Here is a 19,731-nt window from a genome sequence, read left to right on the forward strand (position 1 = left end):
ATGCGTTATTGGCTGCTGGCGTTGAACGAAGACGAGTACACCGAGCAACAGGCCTACGAGGTCGAAGACGTCGAGCCCGCGTCGCGCCCCGAGCGCGTCTCGGACGGCGACGAGGTGGCCCTGGCCGGCCCGGAGGGCGTCTTCGCGCTCGGCGAGGTCGTCGGCCCGGCCGTCGCGTACCGGCGCCGCCTCCAGGAGCCCGCCAAGACCGCCGAGACCGTGGAGATCTACGGTTCCGCCGAGGACGGGTCCACGGAGGGCTGGAACGAGCTCAACCCGGACGCGTGGGAGGACCTGGTCCGGACCCTGCCGACCCCGGAGCGCCGCAGCGACTGGCTCGTGACGCTCTCGATGCCCATCGAGGCGGTCGACAAGGCCGAGGCCGTGCGCCAGTTCTGGTCGTACATCCGCTCGCTCGGACCGAAGGAACTGCCCACGTTCGTCGCGCCGTACGGAAGGGAACTTGAGGGCACTTCGTTCCTTTTGGGCGTCGAGCACGAGCAGGATCCGGAAGAGTGAGTGACGCGGGTCATGCCCCGTTAAGAAAAATCACGCAAGTCTCAAAAGCCACTTTTCGGTAGATTTCTACGCAACCTTGTCACAAACCCGGAGGGGCGAGTTGGCCCCTGCGCCCTTCATCAGGGAAACTTGATCTAGCAACGTCGAGTCGCAACCTGCGGCATTGGATCGAGGGGAGACCAAAATGGCGGCCATGAAACCGCGGACTGGCGACGGCCCACTGGAAGTTACTCAGGAGGGCCGCGGCATCATCATGCGGGTTCCGCTCGAAGGCGGTGGGCGGCTGGTCGTGGAGATGACCCCGGAAGAGGCTGCGACCTTGAACAAGGAGCTCCAGGGCGCCCTGGAGTAGTCCCTTCTCCACAACGCCCCCACCACGGCGGTCACCCCGCTGCCGAACGGACCTGAGGGCCCGCTCCCTGTGCGGAGCGGGTCCTTCACCCTCTGCTGCGCCCGTGCCGCCGCGCACCGGCTGAGCGGACCGTCCGACACAGGGCGGAATCGCGGGGCCGATGAACGAGCGGCAATTCCGGCATAGACTTTCTGTCATGACTTCCGGCACCCAGCCGCCCCAGGCAGATCCGGGCAATCCGCAAGACCCTGAAACGGCCCCTCAGGGCCCGCAGGTGAACGGACCGTACGAGGCCGCGTCGCAGCGGCCCGAGATGCAGTCGCCCGCGCCGTACGAGCAGCCGGCCCCCGGTACGCACCCGCCCGCGATTTACGCGCCGGCCGCCGCTCCCACGCACCAGCCGGCCGCCCCGCAAGCCGGGTACCAGCCCGGCACCCCCGGGCCGCAGCCGTACGAGCCGGCCGCTCCGCAAGCGGGACGTCAACCCGCCGCCCAGGGCGGCTACGAGCCCCCTCAGAACCCGGCGGCGCCTCCCGGCGCGCCCGCCATGGCCGCCCCGGCCCCGTACCACCACACCGCTCCGCAAGCGGGCCAGTCGGCCTGGTGGCACCCCGCCGCCGCCTCCGACCCGTGGCGCGACCCCGCGAGCCGGGCAGTCATCGAGACCCGGCCGGCGCCCCACGCGCCCGCACCCGAACCGCTGCCGGCCCCCGCGCCGCGCGCGAAGCCCGCGCTCGGCGTCGTCATCGCCGTCTCCGCCGTCACCGCGCTCGTCGCCGGGACCCTCGGCGCGGCCATCGGGATCTGGGCCACCCGCTCGGGCACGGACGCCGGCAGCCTCCTCGGCGCCGAACCGCAGACCGAACGCGACGTCACCTCCGTGGCCGGCGTCGTCGAGCAGATCATGCCGTCCGTGGTCACCGTCCTCACCGCCGACGGCGGCAACGGCTCGGGCTTCATCGTCTCCGACGACGGCTACGTCATGACCAACCACCACGTGGTCGTCGGCGGCGGCACCGAGCCCGCAGAGAGCCTCCAAGTGCTCTTCAGCGACGGCAACGTGACCACCGCCGAGGTCATCGGCTCCGACCCCGACTCCGACGTCGCCGTGCTGCGCATCGAAGGCGACGAGCACCCCGCGATGGTCCTCGCGGACTCGGACCAGGTCGCCGTCGGCGACCCCGTGCTCGCCGTCGGCGCGCCTCTCGGCCTCTCCTCCACCGTCACCGAGGGCATCGTCTCGGCCATCGACCGGCCCGTGCTCACCCAGAACAACAACGGCGAGGTCGAATCGGTGATGGCCGCGATCCAGACCGACGCGGCCATCAACCCCGGCAACTCCGGCGGGCCGCTCACCGACATCGCCGGGCAGGTCATCGGCATCAACACCGCCATCGCCTCCACCGCCGCCGAGGGCGAGGCGGGGAACATCGGCATCGGCTTCGCCATCCCGATCAACCAGGCCAAGCGCATCGCCGACGAGATCATCGCGACCGGCTCGGCCAGCCACACCGTGCTCGGCGCCGAGCTCGGAGAATCCGAATTGGGGGTCGGCGTGACCCTCAGCAAGGTCGTGGCCGGCTCCCCCGCCGACGACGCCGGACTCCAGGACGGCGACGTCCTGACCAGCTTCAACGGCAACATGGTCGCCGAGAACACCGAGCTGATCGCGCTCATCCGCAAGCTCGCGCCGGGAACCGTCGTGACCGTCGTCTACGAACGCGATGGCGAGGAACACAGTGCCCAGGTCACGCTGGAGGCGGCCAGCGACTGAGTGGGAGTACGCTAGGCGGAGGTTTTTCAGGTATCAGCAGGCACAGGCAGTCATGAGGAGATCAGCGTGTTCGGAGGCTTTGGCGGAACCGAGTTCCTGGTCATCATCCTCATCGCCATCTTCTTGTGGGGTCCGGACAAGCTGCCCAAGGCGCTCGCCAACCTGCGGCGGTTCATCTCGAAGGCCCGCAACATGGCGTCGAACGCCGCCGCGGACCTCAGCCGGGAGATCGGCACCGACATCCGGCCCGAAGACCTCAACCCCAAGACCTTCGTCCGCAAGCACATCCTGACCGAAGAGGACCAGGAGATGCTGACGAGCCCCCTCAAGTCCACGATGCGCGACCTCCAGGACGGCACCAAGCCGCTCAAGGAGGGCCTGACGGACACCACGAGGGACATCGAGAGCACCCGCCGCAGCGTCAACCGCGGCAGCCTGACCCGGAAGGCGAACGGCACCAACGGTGCCAACGGCTCCGGCGACGCCGCCGCGGTCGAACCGGCCGCAGGCACGCGCGACCGCGCCGCCACCTTCGACGACGTGACCTGAGACCGCCGGAACGGCGAAGCCCGAACGGCGCCGGGGCCCGAGTCCTGCCTGATCGCACCCGGTCTGAACAGCACCGGATTCTCAACCGCGCCAGCTTTCGGCAGCAATGGTTTGAACAGCATTGGTTTTGAGCGGCGCAGTCGTCTGACGCGCTGGAAACTGTCGGTCCCGTCTGCGACCCTGGGTCGATGATCGGCACTTGGCACGGACTCATCATCGACTGCCCGGACCCGCAGGCGCTCTCGGCGTTCTACCGCGAGATCCTCGGCATGATCGAAGTACAGGACGACGGCGACTGGGTCGTCATCGGCGACGCCCCCGACCGCCCGGGGATCGCGTTCCAGCAGGCCGAGGTGTACACGCCCTCGACCTGGCCCGACCCGGCGATCCCGCAGCAGATGCACCTCGATATCAGGGTCGACGACTTCGACACCGCCGAGGCCGCGGTACTGAAGCTGGGCGCGCGGCGGCTCGAAGGCGGCGGCGAGACCTTCCGGGTCTACGCCGACCCCGCCGGGCACCCGTTCTGCCTCGTCACGATGTAGCCCGGACGGGAGGCGGCTCCGGACGCGCGAAAGCGGCGCGGGCCGGAGCCCGCGCCGCTTCACGATGCCGTTGTCGCGGTCTTACATCATGCTGGCCGAGCCGCCCAGCATGGCCATGCCGCTCGCGAACATGATGATGCCGATGACGGCGAGCGCGCAGACGATGATGCCGAGCACGAGCCCGGTGATCGCCTGGCCCTTGCCCGCGGCCTGACCCGCGTTGATCTTCTTCAGGGCGACGCCGCCGAGGACCGCGGCGATGATGCCGAGGACCAGGCTGGCGAAGTTGATGTACGGGATGCACAGGCCCGCAACGCTGATGATGCCCGTGACCATGGACGCGATGGCCTGGCCCTTGGGCAGCTGCGGGCCGTACCCGGGCGCGCCGTACGCCGGCGGGTAGCCGGGCGCCTGCGGCGGGAGCTGCGGCGCGGGGCCGTAACCCGGCTGCTGCGGCTGCGAGGGCTGGCTGTAGCCGGGCTGCTGCGGCTGCGACGGGTTCTGGGGCTGAGAACCCGGCTGGCTGTTGTACGGGTCGTACTGGAACCCGCCCTGGCCGGACTGGTCCGGAGGAGGCGGCGGAGGATACGTCATCGCTAAAACTCTCTGCTCGGGCGGAACGGCACAAGGACGTTCACGATAGCCGACCGCCGCCACCGGCGGAAACGAGGCCGTTCAGGAAAGCCGCATAATGCGCAGCTCACCGCGTTCTACTTGGGGGCCTTCAAGATTCGGCCGCGCAGGACGATGACCGCGGGCTCCCGGACGGCCGCGAGATCGGCGCGCGGGTCGTCCTCGTAGACGACGAGGTCGCCTAGGTCGGCGGGGATGCCGAGCCATTCGCGGGCGCGCCACGACGCGGCGGCGACGACGTCGGCGGCCGGGATGCCCGCCCGCTCGTGGAGCAGGTGCATCTCCTCGGCGGCGAGGCCGTGGTCGATGCCGCCGCCCGCGTCGGTGCCGAGGTAGACGGGCACGCCCGCTTCCCAAGCGGCGCGCACGACACCGGGGAAGCCCTGCTTGAGGCGTCGCATGTGGTCGGCGTAGCGGGGGAACTTGGCGTCGGCCCCGGCGGCGATGTCGTCGAACGTCTCGATGTTGATCATGGTGGGCACCAGGGCGATGCCGCGCGCGGCCATCCGGTCGAGGAGGTCGGGGGCGAGGCCGGTGCCGTGCTCGATGGAGTCGGCGCCCGCTTCGACGACGCAGGCGACGGCCTCCTCGGAGAAGGTGTGCACGGCGACCTTCGCGCCTTCGGCCTGCGCGGCGTGGATCGCGGCGGTGAGGATCTCCGGTTCGAAGGACGGCGCGAGGTCGCCCTTGTCGCGGTCGATCCAGTCGCCGACGAGCTTGACCCAGCCGTCCCCGAGCGCCGCCTGGCGGGCGAGAGCCGCGACGGCCTCATGGGGCTCGCATTCGAGGCCGATGCCGCGCAGGTAGCGGCGGGAGGCCGCGATGTGGTGCCCGGCGCGGATGAGGCGCGGCATGCCGTCCTCCCCCACGAGTTCCGGGTAGGGGTAGGGCGATCCGGCGTCGCGGATGGCGAGGACGCCGGCGTCGCGGTCGGTGCGGGCGAGCGCGCGGGCCTCGTCGACGCTCTCGATCGCCTTGGGGCCGCGGCGGATGCCGATGTGGCAGTGGGCGTCCACGAGTCCGGGGAGGGCGAATCCGGCGGTGGTGACGGTGCGCGCGCCGGGCACGGGCTCGAAGGTGGTCCGGTCGCCGTCCACGTACACGTCGCGGACGGTGTCGTCCGGCAGCCAGACGACCCGGAGGTGGAGCGGCTCAAGCGGTGCGAGTGCGTTCATCGCCTCGCAGTATCGCCCGCGCGGCAGCGGAGCCGCAACGGGGGCGCGCTAAGCGCCGCGACGCGGCCTCGGGTGTGCGGTGCGGGCGGGCCGGGGCGGTGTGCTCCCACCCAGGGTGGGTAAGTCCTTCCGCCACGTTCCGCGCCGGGTCCGACAAGATCGCGCTTGCACGCCAATGCCTGTGGTGCAGAACACGCGCAGGCCGGACCGTGCACAGCGCGGTCCGGCCTGCGGTTCCCGGTCGCCGACCGGGAGCGGTGCCTACTGGTTCTTCTTGTTCTGGTCCTTGAGGAACTGCTCGAAGTCGATGTCGGGCAGGTCGCCGGCGTTGAGCTGCGAGAGGTCCGGCATGCCCGGGGGCAGCTGCATCCCGGCGGGGAGCTGCGGGGCCGCGTTCTGGGCGGCCTGGCCGCCGCGGCGGACCACGGGCTTCTTCTTGGTCTTCTTGCCCTTGCGCTTGTTGTAGGGCGACTTGGTGGCCTTCGTGCCGCCGCCCAGGCCCATCGCGCCGGTCATGCCGCGCATCATCTTCTGCGCGTCCTTGAACCGCGACAGGAGCTGGTTGACCTCGGAGACCGTGACGCCGGAGCCGTTGGCGATGCGCAGGCGGCGCGAGCCGTTGATGAGCGCGGAGTCGCGGCGCTCGGCCGGGGTCATGGAGCGGATGATCGCGGAGGTGCGGTCGATCTGCTTGTCGTCGATGGCGTCGATCTGCTGGCGCATCTGGCCCATGCCCGGCATCATCTTGAGCACGTTGCCGATCGGGCCCATCTTGCGGATGGCCTGCATCTGCTCGAGGAAGTCCTCGAGCGTGAAGTCCTCGCCCTTGAGGAGCTTCTGGGTCATCTCCTCTTTCTGGTCCTCCTCGAACACGGCCTCGGCCTGCTCGATGAGGGTCAGCATGTCGCCCATGCCGAGGATGCGCGAGGCCATCCGGTCGGGGTGGAAGACGTCGAAGTCCTCGAGCTTCTCGCCGGTGGAGGCGAACATGATCGGCTGGCCGGTCACGTGCCGCACGGAGAGCGCGGCGCCGCCGCGTGCGTCGCCGTCGAGCTTGGAGAGGACGACGCCGGTGATGCCCACGCCGTCGCGGAACGCCTCGGCCGTGTTGACCGCGTCCTGGCCGATCATGGCGTCGATGACGAAGAGGACCTCGTCGGGGTTGACGGCGGCCCGGATCTCGCGGGCCTGCTGCATCATCTCCTCGTCGATGCCGAGGCGGCCGGCGGTGTCGACGATGACCACGTCGTGGCCCTTGCGGCGGGCCTCTTCGATCGAGTCCGTGGCGACCTTGACGGGGTCGCCGACGCCGGAACCGGGCTCGGGGGCGTAGACGGCCACACCGGCGCGTTCGGCGAGCACCTGGAGCTGCCCGACCGCGTTGGGGCGCTGGAGGTCGGCGGCGACCAGGAGCGGGGAGTGCTCGTCGCTCTTGAGCCACTTGGCGAGCTTCCCGGCGAGCGTGGTCTTGCCCGCGCCCTGGAGGCCCGCGAGCATGATGACGGTGGGGGCCTGCTTGGCGTAGTTGAGGCGCCGCGTCTCGCCGCCGAGGATCGCGATGAGCTCCTCGTTGACGACCTTGATGATCTGCTGGGCGGGGTTGAGGGCCTTGGAGACCTCGGCGCCCTTGCACCGCTCCTTGATCTGGTGGATGAAGGTCTTCACCACCGGGAGGGCGACGTCGGCTTCGAGCAGGGCGAGGCGGATCTCGCGGGCGGTGGCGTCGATGTCGGCATCGGTCAGGCGGCCTTTGCCGCGGATCGACTCGAAGATCCCGGACAGTCGATCTGACAGAGCGTCGAACACGGGCGAACCTCTCGGTGGTGCGGTGCGGATGGCCTGCGGGCGGGCGCCTGCCGGCGCGCGGGACCCTTACGAGCTTAACGGGGCTGGCGGCGCGGCCGCCGCCCGGTGATGCCCGCCCGGGCGTGACCTTGCCCGGGGAAAGCGGAACGGCCGCCCCGGGGGAGGGCGGCCGTTCCGTATTTCAGCGGTGACGTGAAGTCGGTGCTACGCGTTGACCTTCTCGGCGGTGTCGGCGTTGGTCTCGGGCAGGCCCGTGCCGGTGTTGCCGTTGACGGGGAGGTCGTAGCCGGCCTCGCCGTGCTGGCCGGCGTCGATGCCCGCCAGCTCCTCTTCCTCGCTGATCCGCACCCCGACGGTGTACTTCAGGATGAGGGCGATGATGAGGGAGGCGACGAAGGAGAAGGCGACCACGGAGAGGACCGCGGCGGCCTGCTTGCCGAGGAAGCCGATGTCGCCGCCGTAGAAGAGGCCGTCGACGCCTTCGTCGTAGACCCCGGCGATCACGGTGACCTCGGAGATCGCGAAGAGGCCCACGGAGATCGAGCCCCAGATGCCGGCGACCATGTGCAGGCCGACCACGTCGAGCGCGTCGTCGTAGCCGAGCTTGTGCTTGAGGCCGATGGCGAAGGGGCAGATGACGCCGGCGATGAGGCCGATGAAGATCGCGCCGATCGGGGCGACGTAGCCGGCGGCCGGGGTGATGGCGACCAGGCCGGCGATGACGCCGGAGCAGGCGCCGAGCACGGAGGGCTTGATGCCGCGGATGCGGTCGACGATGAGCCAGGCGAGGATGGCGGCGGCGGTGGCGACCTGCGTGTTCAGCAGGGCGAGGCCCGCGGTGCCGTTGGAGGCGAAGGCGGAGCCGGCGTTGAAGCCGAACCAGCCGAACCACAGGAGGCCGGTGCCGATGACGACGAGCGGCAGGTTGTGCGGCGCGAAGTTGCCGTCCTTCCAGCCGATGCGGCGGCCGACGACCAGGGCCAGGGCGAGGCCCGCGGCACCGGCGTTGGCGTGGACCGCGGAACCGCCGGCGAAGTCGAGCACGCCCCAGTCCTCGATCCAGCCGCCGCCCCAGACCCAGAAGGCCACGGGGGCGTAGACCACGACGACCCAGACGGTCGCGAAGATGACCCAGGAGAAGAACTTCATGCGGTCGGCGACGGCGCCGGCGATCAGGGCCACGGTGATGATGGCGAACATCATGCCGAAGGCCGACAGGGCGCCGTTGGAGACGCCGCCGGTGACACCGGCGAGGTCCTTGACGTAGTCCAGGCCGAACGAGCTGCTCAGGTCGCCGAAGAACGCGTTCTTGTCGGCGCTCAGGTTCTCGGGGTCGGTGCTGCCGATCGCGATCGACTCGCCGACGAGGACCCAGGCGATGGACACGACGCCGATCGCGACCAGGCACTTCATCATCATGTTGAGGACGCTCGAGGCCCGGGTGAGACCGCCGTAGAACAGGGCCAGACCGGGGGTCATGAGCAGAACAAGGGCGGCGGAGGTCAAGATCCAGGCATTGCTGCCGGTGTCGAGCTCGGGCATGGCCGCCTCCTCTCAGGAGGTACGTGAGTTACTGCGGGCTTTAAGGCTGTTCCGGCGTGAGGGGAGCGACGGTGCTCGGGATAGGTGTCACGCGCCGACCGAATGAACGGCCGGCGCGTGATGCTCCTACCTACCGGAGTGAAGCCAGCTTCACGAAGACGTGTTACGCGACCCGGGCCTGCGTGTTAAGAAGTTGTCGCCAAAGATTTCCAATGTGTGAACTCGGCCTCACAAGCCCCTCTGCAAGCGCTACCGGAGGAGCGGGAGCGTCGGTTGTGCCGTTTGGGGTGTTTGCGGAGCCCTTTGAAACCGTTACCTCGGCATGACCCCTCCGTTACGAAACTGTGCTCTACTATTCTTGATGCATAACCGAAGTGAGCGTTAACATCACTCGGCGTATCGTCGTATGGGACTGCGGCCACACTGGGACCGGGACGGCCCGGTCCCCTGGGACGGCCTGCGACGACTGAGAAAGAGACCAATAGCGATGGCGCAACCGAAGAAGGCAGCCAGTATCTGGGATGTGGCGAGACTGGCCGGAGTCTCACACCAGACCGTCTCCCGCGTCGTCAACGGATCGCCGCGGGTCGCCGCGGCCACCCGGGACAAGGTCCTGGAGGCCATCGCCGAACTGGGCTACCGGCCCAACCGGCTGGCCCGGAGCCTCGCGGGCGGCGCGGTCGAGTCCGTCACCGTGCTCGCCGCCGACACCTCCCTCTACGGGCCCGAAGCGGCCCTGCGCGGCATCGAGAAGGCCGCCCGGTCGCTCGACTGGAGCGTCCAGGTCTCCGTGCTCGACCCGGCCGACACGCACTCGGACGCCGACATCGTCGCGCGCCTCCCCCGCGCGGGCGAACCGACGATCATCATGGCCCACGACGAGCCGGGCATGCGCGCCAAGCAGGTCCTGCTCGACACCCAGCCGCAGGCCATGGTCGCGATCGGCCCCTACACCGCCGAAGAGCTCGCCGCCTCCCCCTGGCTGGTGGGCATGGACGACGGCAAGGCCGCCGCCGAGGCCACCAAGTACCTCCTCGACCTGGGCCACGAGACCGTGCACCACCTGGCGATCCCCACCTCGACGGGCACCTTCGGCGGCGGCAAGGCCCACCGCGCGGAAGGCTGGTCGCGGGTGCTGCGCGAGGCCGGACGCGAGGTGCCCGACGCGGTGCCCTCCGGATGGACGTTCGCCGAGGCCTTCAAGGCGGTGCAGCCGCTCATCAACGACCCCTCGGTGACCGCGATCCTCTGCGGCAACGACCACCTCGCCCTGGCGACGCTGCGCGCCGCGCACCTCGCCGGGCGCTCCGTCCCCGGCGACCTCTCCATCGTCGGCTTCGACAACACGCCGTTCACCGCGTACACCACCCCCGCGCTGACCACCGTGAACCAGGACTTCGAGAGCGTGGGCCGCGGGGCCTTCGAGCTGCTGCGCCACCGCGTGGACGGCACCAACCCGCGGCCGAAGCCGAGCTGGCCCGAACCCGAGCTCATCGTCCGCGAGACCTCGGGCCCGCCCCGCTCCCGATCCTGACGCGAAAGGCCCGGCAATGGCCCTCACCCCCCTCCCCCAGGGGGCGGCCCGCCTCACCGCGGACTTCGCCGCCCCGACCGGACCGGTGCTGCACGGCGCGGCCGGGTCGCTGTACGGCGTCTCGGAGGACGGCGTGCCCGGGGACGAACTGCTCGACGCGCTCGACATCACCACCCTCGCGGTGAAGCCGGACGGCGGCGCGCAGCACCCCGGCGGCGACGCCTCCAGCGTGGTGAACGCCCTGCGCCGCAACGGCGACGGCCTGGCGTTCGTGTACCTGCAGGACCTGTTCACCAAGTGGCCCTACGAGGACGTGGGCATCGACCTGTACCACGAGCGGCTGTGCGCGGTCGTGCCGCCGATGCTCACGCCCGAGAACGCCGGGCGGCTCGTGTGGGTGCCGTTCAACGAGCCCGACTGGATCTGGTACTCCCTCAAGGAGAACGCCCCCGCGAAGTACGACCGGTTCCTGGCCGACTGGATCACCACCGTGCAGCTCCTGCGGGGCCTCGCGCCGGGCGTGCCGATCGCCGGGCCGAACGAGTCGTACTACCACCCCGAGTTCCTGCCGCACTTCCTCCGCCGCGCCCGCGACACCGGGACGCTCCCGGAGTGGACGACCTGGCACGAGCTCTCGCCGCGCTCGCTCGCGGAGTTCCGCGGCCACTACGCCGACTACCGGGGCCTGGAGCGCTCGCTCGGCATCGCGCCGCGGCGCGTGAACATCGACGAGTACGGGAACAACCGCGACCTCTCCGTGCCCGGCCAGCTCGTGCAGTGGGCGGCGATGCTCGAGGAGGCGAAGGTCCACGCCGACATGGCGTACTGGACCGCCGCAGGCGGCTACTCGGGTGCGGCCCCGCAGCCGAACCTGCCCAACGGCGCGTGGTGGTTCCTCAAGGCGTACTCCGGGATGACCGGCCAGACCGTACGCGTCGAACCGCCCCATCCGAACACTGTGGACACCTTGCAGGGGATCGCGAGCATCGACGCCGAGCGGCGCACCGCGCAGATCCTCGCGGGCGGCACCGTCGAGGACTTCCTCGTCGTCGCAACGGGACTCGACCCCGAGTTCTGGGGCGAGCGCGTCACCGCCACCGTGCACCGCATCGACTGGACCGGCTACGAGGGCGCCTCGGGCCCGCCGCTGCCCGTCGCGCAGGTCGTGAGCGACCCTGCGCGCCTTGAGATCCCGATCTTCGGGCCCGACCGCATGTCCGCGTACTGGATCACCGTCACCTCCGGCGAGGCCGCCGTACCCGGGCCGCCGCCGTGGAAGGGCCATTGGGACGCCGAGGCCGCCGACATCACCTCCGGCGAGATCACCCGGCACGGCCACGCCGACGACGGCAACGCCTTCGCCGCCTCCGGCGAGCACGACGTGTGCGGCCTCGGCCTCCCCGACTCGGCGGTGGTCTTCCAGGTCGAGGTCCCCGACGCCGGCGAGTACGACCTCGCGGTCTTCTACTCCCACTCGTACGGGCGCGGCGCCGAGGCCACCGAACCCCAACCGGCGCAGCAGGTCCTCACCGTCAACGGCGCGGAGCGGTTCGTCCACTACCCGAGCACCATGAACTGGGGGCACCGCTCGATCGTGCGCGTGCCGCTCACCCTGCGGGCCGGGGCGAACACCGTCGAGCTCTCCAAATCCGGCGCGATCGGCACCGCGCGCGGCGAAGTGGCCCTCGACAAGATCGAGCTCACCGAGCGCCGCGGCTGCCCCACCTGCTACGACGCCGCCTTCGCACGCCTGGACGGCGGCGGGCTCGTCTTCGACCTGTACGCGGCCGAGGCCGGCTACCACCGCATCGAGGGCGCCGACACCGCGATCCTCGCCGGGCCGCAGAACCAGGACGTCCTCGTCGACCTCGCCCGGCCCGTGTTCCTCCACGCCGGCGTCAACCGCCTGCGCACCGAGATGATCGCCGGGCCGATCGTCGTCACCGGCGCCGCGGGCCCCCAGCCGGTCGAGGTCGACGCCGCCGAGGTGGCCCGCACCGGCGGCTCCTGCCTGGTCGTCAACGACTTCGCGACCCGCGGCCACGTGATCGGCTGGAACGGCCGCGGCGCCACCGCCGCGATCGAGGTCGAGGCCGCCGCGGGCCCGCACGTGCTCCTCATCAGCTACGCGAACGACGAGCGCACCACCGGCCACGAGTACAATGTGGACATCGTGACCCGGCACTGCGACATCACCGTCAACGGCAAGGAAGCGGGCCGGCACCCCATGCGCGGCACCTGGACCTGGAACGACTTCTGGACCTACCCGGTCATCCTGGACCTGGACGACGGGCCCAACACGATCGTCTTCGCCAACCCCGACGGCCCGACCGCGGAGTTCGAGCACTTCCGCATCGCCCCGCTCAACCCCTGAAGCGCAAGCGAAAAGGCCCGCGCCGTTCGGCGCGGGCCCTGCCTCGTCGGCTACGCCGAAGCGAGCGCGTTCAACGCCTCGTACTGGTCGTCGGTGAGCACCACGTCGCGCGCGCCCACGTTCTCCTCCAGGTGCGCGATCGAGCTCGTCCCCGGAATCGGCACGATGTTGTCCGAGCGGCGCAGCAGCCACGCCAGCGCGGTCTGGGCCGGGGTCGCGCCGATCTCGGCGGCGATCTTGCCGACCGGTCCGTCTGGGCCGGCGTGCTCGCCCGCGGCGATCGGGAACCAGGGGATGAACGCGATGCCCTGCTCGGCGGTGTAGTCGAGCACGGCCTCGCTCTGGCGGTTGATGAGGTTGTAGAGGTTCTGGACGCTCGCGATCGGGGCGACCGCCTGGGCCTCTTTGAGCTGGTCCACGGTGACCTCGGAGAGGCCGATGTGGCGGATCTTGCCCTGGCGCTGGAGTTCGGCGAGCGTCTCGATCTGGTCGGCGATCGGCAGGCCCAGGTCGAGGCGGTGGATCTGGTAGAGGTCGATGGTCTCGACGCCGAGGCGGCGCAGGCTGAGTTCGACCTGCTGGCGGATGTAGCCGGGGTTGCCGACCGCGATCCACTCCTCGGGCGAGGGGCGGGTGTTGCCGCCCTTGGTGGCGATCACGACGCCGTCCGCGTAGGGGCGCAGTGCTTCGGCGATGAGCTGCTCATTGTCGCCGAGGGCGTAGGCGTCGGCGGTGTCGATGAAGTTCACGCCGAGTTCGACGGCGCGGCGCAGGACGGCGATGGCGCCGGCGCGGTCCTTCGGCGGGGTGAAGATGCCCGGGTCGCCGGAGAGGCGCATCGCGCCGTAGCCGAGCCGGTCGACGCGGAGGTCGCCGCCGATCACGATGTCGCTCATGGGGAATGCCTTTCAAGCTGTGCTTCGGGTGGATGGCGGCCGGTCGGGCCGGCCACGTTCGGGTGCAACCGCTTCACGGGCCGGATTGTTCCCGTCCGGGTGATGTCTCGTGCGCCACGGCGACACGGGGTTTCGCGACTGATGGTCCGATGCGCCGGGATGCGAGACTCTTGGTCATGATCAAAGGGTTCAAAGAGTTCATGATGCGCGGCAATGTGGTGGAGCTGGCCGTCGCGGTGGTCATGGGTGCGGCGATGACGGCGCTCGTGGCCTCGTTCAGCGCGGCATTCCTCAATCCGCTCATCACGCTGGCCACGGGCGGGGCCGAGGTCGGCGGCGAGTTCACGGTGAACGGGGTCGTGTTCCCGTACGGCGTGTTCTTGAACGGCATCCTGGTGTTCTTCCTGACGGCGCTCGCGGTGTACTTCGTGATCGTGCTGCCGATGAACAAGCTGCGCGAGCGGTTCGCTCCGGTGGTCGAGGAGGTCGACGAGGTGCATGCCGTGGCGGAGATCGAAGTGCTGCAGGAGATCCGGGATCTGCTGCGGGAGCAGCGCCGAAGCTAGTCCTGGTCCGTGTCACGGCCCGTCGGCGCTTCGCGTCGGCGGGCCCCGGCGTTTCCGGGCCGGAGCGGGCGGGTAACCGGCGGATCTGCGCGCACCTGAGGCCTTGCCTGCGTCGTACCCCCGTGGGACGGTGGGGTGAGCCGACCCGACTTGCGAAGGACTGCCATGTCTACCAAGATTCCGCCCGGGGCCCCGATCTGGGCCGACGCGAACACCCCTGATCTGGCTCGTGACCTGGACTTCTATATGCGCCTGTTCAAGTGGTCGAGTTTCGGCACCGGGGAGGAGTTCGGGCATTACACGGAGTTGTGCCTGGGGTCGACGGTGTCGGTGGCGCGCGCGGTGGGGGGTCTCGCGCCGAACCCGCCGGGTGACCCGGACGCGTTGTCCGCGTGGGGGGTCGCGTTCCATGTGGCCGACTGCTTCGAGGCGGCGGCAGCGGCGGAGAAGCTGGGCGCCCAGATCGTCAGCCATCCAGTGCGGGTGGGCGACGACCTGGTGTACGCGGCGTTGAAGGACCCTGACGGCGGGGCGTTCGGCCTGTTCGAGCCGATGAACGAGCATGTGGGGTTCATGGCGTTCGGCGAGCCGGGCTCGGCGGTGTGGTTCGAGTACGTGTACGACGGGGCGCCGATGGAGGCGATGCAGTTCTACTCGGAGCTGCTGAACTGGTCGATGAAGGCGCCCGGTGAGGACGAGCTGTCGCACGACTCGCCGTATGTGGGGTTGTGGACGCACGGGCATCTGACGGGCGGGGCGGTGGAGTTCGGCGGGGCGCGGATGGCGCTCGGTCCGGAGATGCGGATGAAACCGCACTGGCTGGTGTGCTTCGGCACCGCGTCGGTGGACTTGACGGCCGCGAAGGCGGTCGACCTGGGCGGGCGGGTGGCGGTGGCGCCCGTGGACGACCCGGGCGGGCGCATGGCGGTGCTGGTGTCGCCCACGGGCGCGCATTTCACGATCATGGAGAGCAAGAAGCTGGACTGATGCTCGGCGGGGAAAATCCTGCGGGCGTCGGGGTCGCGTGGGACGGTGAACGGGCCGGCTTCCACATCTGCGAAGGAGCAGTCCGCCATGACCTCGATTCCGATCGGCGCGCCCGTCTGGTCCGATGCCCTGACTTCGGATCTCGCCGCTGACGTCCCGTTCTACGAGCAGTTGTTCGGTTGGGCGTCGATGGACGCGGGCGAGGACTTCGGCCATTACACGACCTTCGGCATCCCGGACGGCTCCGGCGGGCCGGGCCGGCCGGTCACGGGCGTGATGCCGTGCCCGCCCGGGATGGAGGCGTCGCGGATCTGGAATCTGCAGTTCCGGGTCGCCGACTGCGATGCCGCGGCCGAGCAGGCGCGGCGGCTGGGCGGCACGGTCGTGCAGGGGCCGGAGGACGTGGGCGAGATGCTGCGGTTCGCGATGCTCGAGGACCCGAACGGCGCGTCGTTCGGCCTGGTCGAGTCGAAGGAGCCGGGCACGGGCTTCGGCGCGTGGGGCGAGCCGAACAGCGTCGCGTGGGTCGAGTACCGCGTGGACGGCGTGCCCGCCGAGGCGATGCGGTTCTATGCGGAGCTGCTGGGGTGGAACGTGAACACGCCCCCGTGGGAGGACGCGTCGAATCCGAAGCCGTATGCGGCGGTGAGCGCGGCGGGCGACGAGCGCGAGTTCGGCGGCTGCCATGCGGCCGAGGGATGGGAGCTGGACCTCCCGCCGCAGTGGAATGTGATGGTCGCGGTCGAGGACACCGACCGGATGTGCGAGCGCGCGGTCGAGCTGGGCGGCTCGGTCGCGGCCGAGCCGATGGATGTGCCGGGCCTGCGGATCGCGGGCATCGCGACGCCGACGGGCACGATCGTGGGCATTCAGTCGTTCCGGGCCTGGGAGTAGCAGGCGGGACGGTCGTCCGGCGGGACTCGGGAGTCTCGCCGGTCGTGTGTTGTTGCGGGGGCGGTCGACCTGGCTAGGGCCGACCGCCCGCGCGCTCCGCGGACGCCTGGTGCAGGTGCCGTCGGCGCGGGAGCCATCCCGCGCCTCCGATCTTCCGGCGGTCCGCGCGGTCCCCTACCTACCGCCGACCTACACCAAAACTGAAGCCAGCCTCCCACAGAAAGTCAAGACGCTCAAGCAACGTTTTTTACCTGTGGATAACTATGTGAGCTGGGCTTTTGTTGCCTGGTCGCGGGCCTGTGGATAACGCTCGGCCGGGACCGGGACCGGGACCGGGACCGGAGGCCGGCGCAGCCGCGGTCGGCGTTTCGGGAGCGAGACGGCGGCCATGACGGCGAGGGTCAGGGCGATCATCGCGGCCGCCGGGGCCAGGGCCGCGAGGGGTGCGCGTTCGAGGTACGGCAGGGAGCGGGCGAGGCTCGCGCCCCATTCGGGGGCGTCGGCTTCGGCCCCGAGGCCGAGGAAGCCGAGCGAGGCGATGCCGAGGGCCATGCCCGGCAGGCGCAGACCCGCATGGGCCGCAAGGGGTCCGGTGACAAGCGGGAGCGTGTGCCTGCGCAGGATCCACCACGGCCCCGCGCCGAGGGCCAGTCGTGCTTCGAGGTGCCCGGCCGTGCGCGCCTGGGCGACGAGTTCGGCGGCGTGGGCGGCGAGGGGCGGCCAGGAGACGGCGACGACCGCGAGGACCGCGCCGAACTGGCCGCGGCCGAGGACCACGACGACGATCATCCCGGCGATCGCGACCGGGAACGAGTTGAACGCCTCCGCGAGCGGATGTGCCAGGCGCGGCGTGAAACCGAGGCCCAGCGCGAGCAGGTACGCGAGGACGCACGCGAGGAACGCGGCTCCCGCCGTCCACAGTGCGCCCTGGCCGAGGCGGGCGAGCACGTCGCGGCCGAGTTCGTCGGTGCCGAGCCAGGCGGCGGCGGACGGGGCGTCGAGGCGGGAGCCGGTCGCGATGTCGCCGGACCGTATGAGGCCGTAGGCGACGGCGAGCAGCAGCGGTGCGGCTCCTACGGTGATCCAGGCGAGGTGGCGGCGGCGTCCGCCGGTCGCGGGCGGGGCGGCGGGGATCGCGGTGGCGGGCCCGTCGAGGGCGCGGGCGGCGAGGCGGGCGAGGAGTCCGGCGGTGAAGCCGAAGGCGATGAGCAGTGCCATGCAGGCCTGGAGGACGGGCAGGTCTTGGGCGTCGGCGGCGGCGAGGGCGGCGCGGCCGAGTCCGGGTACGGCGAAGATCGTCTCGACTGCGACGGCCGCACCCGTGATGGAGACGGCGATGATCGCGAACTGCGGCAGGACGGGCGGGAGGGCGCGGCGGAGGAGGCCGCGGGCGATGCGGGCCTTCGGGTATCCGGCGGTGCGCCACTGGCGGACCCAGTCTTCGGCGGCGATGCGGCCGATGGCGTCGCGGCCGAGCCGGGCGAGGACGCCGCCGCCGGGCAGGCCCATGGCGAGCGCGGGGAGGACGAGGTTGGCGGGGCCGTTGAAGCCGTACGCGGGCAGGAGGCCGGTCCAGGTGGCGAAGACGGCGACGCCGAGTGTGGCGATGAGGAAGTCGGGGAGCGCGGCGAAGGAGGCGACGGCGACGCCGCCGGTGCCGACGGGGCGGCCTTGGGCGGCGCGGTGCAGGGCGGGGGCGCATGCGGCCGTGGTGACGGCGAAGGTCACGGCGAGGGCCGCGGCCATCACGGTGAGGGAGGTGCCGAGTGCGGGCAGCACGGTGTCGGCGACCGGTGCGCCGCTCGTCCAGGACGCTCCGAAGTCGCCTCGGGTGAGGCCGAGGAGCCAGTCGCGGAGGATCGCGAGGGGCCCGGCGTCGAGGCCGAGTTCGGTGCGGATTGCATCGAGCGCGCTGTCGGTGGCTTCGCGGCCAGGGTAGCGGGCGCGGAGCACGGTGAGGGCCGGGTCGCGGTCGGCGAGCCAGGGCAGGAGGCCGATCGCGGTGAGCACGGTCAGGAGGACCAGGGCCCGGGTGAGGGTTCCCCGCAGGAGCGTCACCGGCTACCCCATAGTGGTTGCGGTGGTGATGATCTCGCGTTCGCGCGGGTCGCTGGTGACGTTCGCGGCGCCGCCCGCCACGCCGGTGACGAGGCGCTCGTGGGCGATGGGGACGACGGCGACGGTGGCGAGTACGACGGCTTCGGCGTCGAGGACGGCGCTCTGGCGGGCGGCTGCGGCGGCGTCGGGGTCCATGTCGGGTGCGGCGGCGGTGGCGATGGCGGCGACCGCTTGGTCGACGGCGGGGTCGGCGAGGCGCGAGGCGTTGAAGCCGCCGTCGCCGGTGAAGTCGGAGTCGAGGTAGGTGTAGGCGTCGCCGGAGTCCTGGACGACCGAGCGGGACATGAGGAACGCGTCGAAGTCCCCGGCGAGCATGTCGGGTTCGATGTCGTTGTATTCGCGCACTTCGGTTTCGACCGCGAATCCGGCGGCCTCGAGCTGGGAGGCGAGGACGATGAGCGCTTCGGGGAGTTCGGCGCGGTTGGAGTAGGTGGCGATGCGCAGGGCCTCGCCGGCGGGGGTCCTGGCGTCCGGGAGGGTGTACTCGCGGTGGTCGGCGGCCCAGGCGAGGGCGGGGCCGAAGAGGCCTTCGGGGGCGTCGGCGCGGCCTTCGTAGATGTCGTCGACGATCGGTGCGGTGTCGATCGCGGCGGCGACGGCGGCGCGGAGCGCGGGGTCGGCGAGGGGGCCGGTCGCGGTGTTGAGGTAGAGGCTGACGGTGCGGCCGGTGGGGGCGTCCTGCAGTTGGGAGGCTTCGAGGTTCGCGATCTGGGCGTAGGGGACGGCTTCGATGACGTGGGCTTCGCCGGAGCGCAGCGCCGCGACGCGGGTGGCGGCGTCGGGCACGTAGTCGGCGCGGTAGCCGGCCATGGCGGCCGGCTCGCCCCAGTAGTCGCCGTTGCGTTCGAGGGCGACGCCGGTGGAGGTGGACTCGGTGATGTGGAAGGGCCCGGTCGCGAAGCCGACCGGGTTCACGGTGCCGCCCTGGTAGGCGCCGGGGGCGAGGATCGCGAGGTAGGGGCTGGAGAGTCGTTGCGGGAGTACGGGGTCGGGGGCGGCGGTGGTGACGCGGAGGGTGTGGTCGCCGGTGGCTTCGGCGGTGAGGCCGAGTCCGTCGATGACGCGCGGCACGGAGGCCGCGGTGGCGGCGGCGTTGAGTGAGGCGGCGGCTGCGGCGGCGTCGAGGGCGGTGCCGTCGTGGAAGGCGACGTCGTCGCGGAGGGTGAGGTCCCAGGCGGTGGGTTCGGTCTGGGTCCAGTCGAGGGCGAGCCGCGGGACGGGCAGGCCGTTGTCGTCGAGGCCGAGGACGGTTTCGGCGACGGCCCAGCGGGCCAGGAGGAACGCGTCCTCGGAGTGGGGTGAGAGCCCGGCGGCGGGGGTGAGGGCGGTGGCGAAGACGAGGGTGCCGGTGTCGTTGCCGCTGGAGGAGAAGCAGCCGGTGGTGGCGAGGACGCCGCCGAGTCCGAGGGGGGCGGCGGCGGTGATCAGGGTGCGCCGGGAGAGCGGCATGGCGTGAGCCTCGTCTCT

The 19,731-nt window shown here is 71.0% G+C and carries 17 protein-coding genes; 10 read left to right on the plus strand and 7 right to left on the minus strand.

The window, feature by feature from the left end; all coding sequences use genetic code 11:
• From QWI33_RS09925 to QWI33_RS09945, 5 genes are all read left to right on the plus strand, one after another.
• The gene (locus QWI33_RS09925; RefSeq protein WP_289957090.1) at positions 1-519 is read left to right on the plus strand and encodes a hypothetical protein; all 519 of its coding nucleotides are present in this window, start codon (positions 1-3) and stop codon (positions 517-519) included.
• A 184-nt stretch (positions 520-703) separates the two neighbouring features.
• On the plus strand, positions 704-871 hold the full coding sequence (locus tag QWI33_RS09930; RefSeq protein WP_091030400.1) for a DUF3117 domain-containing protein: 168 nt from the start codon (positions 704-706) through the stop codon (positions 869-871).
• A 547-nt stretch (positions 872-1,418) separates the two neighbouring features.
• A complete protein-coding gene (locus QWI33_RS09935; protein WP_435367571.1) occupies positions 1,419-2,645 on the plus strand; it encodes a S1C family serine protease in 1,227 nt (408 codons plus the stop codon).
• Between the two features lie 66 nt (positions 2,646-2,711).
• Positions 2,712-3,194 (plus strand): twin-arginine translocase TatA/TatE family subunit, encoded by a 483-nt coding sequence (locus tag QWI33_RS09940; protein ID WP_289957092.1) that lies wholly within the window; start codon positions 2,712-2,714, stop codon positions 3,192-3,194.
• Positions 3,195-3,382: 188 nt separating this feature from the next.
• Positions 3,383-3,739: a VOC family protein gene (locus tag QWI33_RS09945; RefSeq protein WP_289957093.1), complete on the plus strand. Its 357-nt coding sequence runs from the start codon at positions 3,383-3,385 to the stop codon at positions 3,737-3,739.
• 81 nt (positions 3,740-3,820) lie between these two features.
• Here QWI33_RS09945 and QWI33_RS09950 read toward each other — a convergent pair whose 3' ends face one another.
• From QWI33_RS09950 to QWI33_RS09965, 4 genes are all read right to left on the minus strand, one after another.
• Positions 3,821-4,333, minus strand: coding sequence for a DUF4190 domain-containing protein (locus QWI33_RS09950; RefSeq protein WP_289957094.1), 513 nt, complete (start codon positions 4,331-4,333; stop codon positions 3,821-3,823).
• 116 nt (positions 4,334-4,449) lie between these two features.
• Positions 4,450-5,547 carry an amidohydrolase family protein gene (locus tag QWI33_RS09955; RefSeq protein WP_289957095.1) on the minus strand — a complete coding sequence of 366 codons (1,098 nt, stop codon included), beginning with the start codon at positions 5,545-5,547 and terminating at the stop codon, positions 4,450-4,452.
• Positions 5,548-5,808: 261 nt separating this feature from the next.
• Positions 5,809-7,353 carry a signal recognition particle protein gene (gene ffh / locus QWI33_RS09960; protein ID WP_289957096.1) on the minus strand — a complete coding sequence of 515 codons (1,545 nt, stop codon included), beginning with the start codon at positions 7,351-7,353 and terminating at the stop codon, positions 5,809-5,811.
• A gap of 204 nt (positions 7,354-7,557) precedes the next feature.
• Positions 7,558-8,895: an ammonium transporter gene (locus tag QWI33_RS09965; RefSeq protein ID WP_289957097.1), complete on the minus strand. Its 1,338-nt coding sequence runs from the start codon at positions 8,893-8,895 to the stop codon at positions 7,558-7,560.
• Positions 8,896-9,382: 487 nt separating this feature from the next.
• On the opposite strand from QWI33_RS09965, the gene QWI33_RS09970 reads away from it, so the two are divergent.
• Together QWI33_RS09970 and QWI33_RS09975 are read left to right on the plus strand one after the other, a co-directional pair.
• Positions 9,383-10,429: a LacI family DNA-binding transcriptional regulator gene (locus QWI33_RS09970; protein ID WP_289957098.1), complete on the plus strand. Its 1,047-nt coding sequence runs from the start codon at positions 9,383-9,385 to the stop codon at positions 10,427-10,429.
• A 16-nt stretch (positions 10,430-10,445) separates the two neighbouring features.
• On the plus strand, positions 10,446-12,803 hold the full coding sequence (locus tag QWI33_RS09975) for a carbohydrate-binding protein (RefSeq protein ID WP_289957099.1): 2,358 nt from the start codon (positions 10,446-10,448) through the stop codon (positions 12,801-12,803).
• A 50-nt stretch (positions 12,804-12,853) separates the two neighbouring features.
• On the opposite strand, the gene QWI33_RS09980 is transcribed toward QWI33_RS09975, so the two are convergent.
• Positions 12,854-13,699, minus strand: coding sequence for an aldo/keto reductase (locus QWI33_RS09980; RefSeq protein ID WP_289957100.1), 846 nt, complete (start codon positions 13,697-13,699; stop codon positions 12,854-12,856).
• Between the two features lie 176 nt (positions 13,700-13,875).
• Here QWI33_RS09980 and mscL point away from each other — a divergent pair, with 176 nt between their 5' ends.
• The 3 genes from mscL to QWI33_RS09995 all read left to right on the plus strand — a co-directional run bounded on the left by mscL (position 13,876) and on the right by QWI33_RS09995 (position 16,146).
• A complete protein-coding gene (gene mscL, locus QWI33_RS09985) occupies positions 13,876-14,265 on the plus strand; it encodes a large conductance mechanosensitive channel protein MscL (protein WP_289957101.1) in 390 nt (129 codons plus the stop codon).
• Between the two features lie 165 nt (positions 14,266-14,430).
• Complete coding sequence (locus QWI33_RS09990; protein WP_289957102.1) at positions 14,431-15,252, plus strand: VOC family protein; 822 nt, start codon at positions 14,431-14,433, stop codon at positions 15,250-15,252.
• Positions 15,253-15,339: 87 nt separating this feature from the next.
• Positions 15,340-16,146 carry a VOC family protein gene (locus tag QWI33_RS09995; protein ID WP_289957103.1) on the plus strand — a complete coding sequence of 269 codons (807 nt, stop codon included), beginning with the start codon at positions 15,340-15,342 and terminating at the stop codon, positions 16,144-16,146.
• 261 nt (positions 16,147-16,407) lie between these two features.
• On the opposite strand, the gene QWI33_RS10000 is transcribed toward QWI33_RS09995, so the two are convergent.
• Positions 16,408-18,204: an ABC transporter permease subunit gene (locus tag QWI33_RS10000; protein ID WP_289957104.1), complete on the minus strand. Its 1,797-nt coding sequence runs from the start codon at positions 18,202-18,204 to the stop codon at positions 16,408-16,410.
• 3 nt (positions 18,205-18,207) lie between these two features.
• A complete protein-coding gene (locus QWI33_RS10005; protein WP_289957105.1) occupies positions 18,208-19,713 on the minus strand; it encodes an ABC transporter substrate-binding protein in 1,506 nt (501 codons plus the stop codon).
• Between the last annotated feature and the right edge of the window lie 18 nt (positions 19,714-19,731).

It is taken from the genome of Glycomyces tritici, from assembly GCF_030403505.1.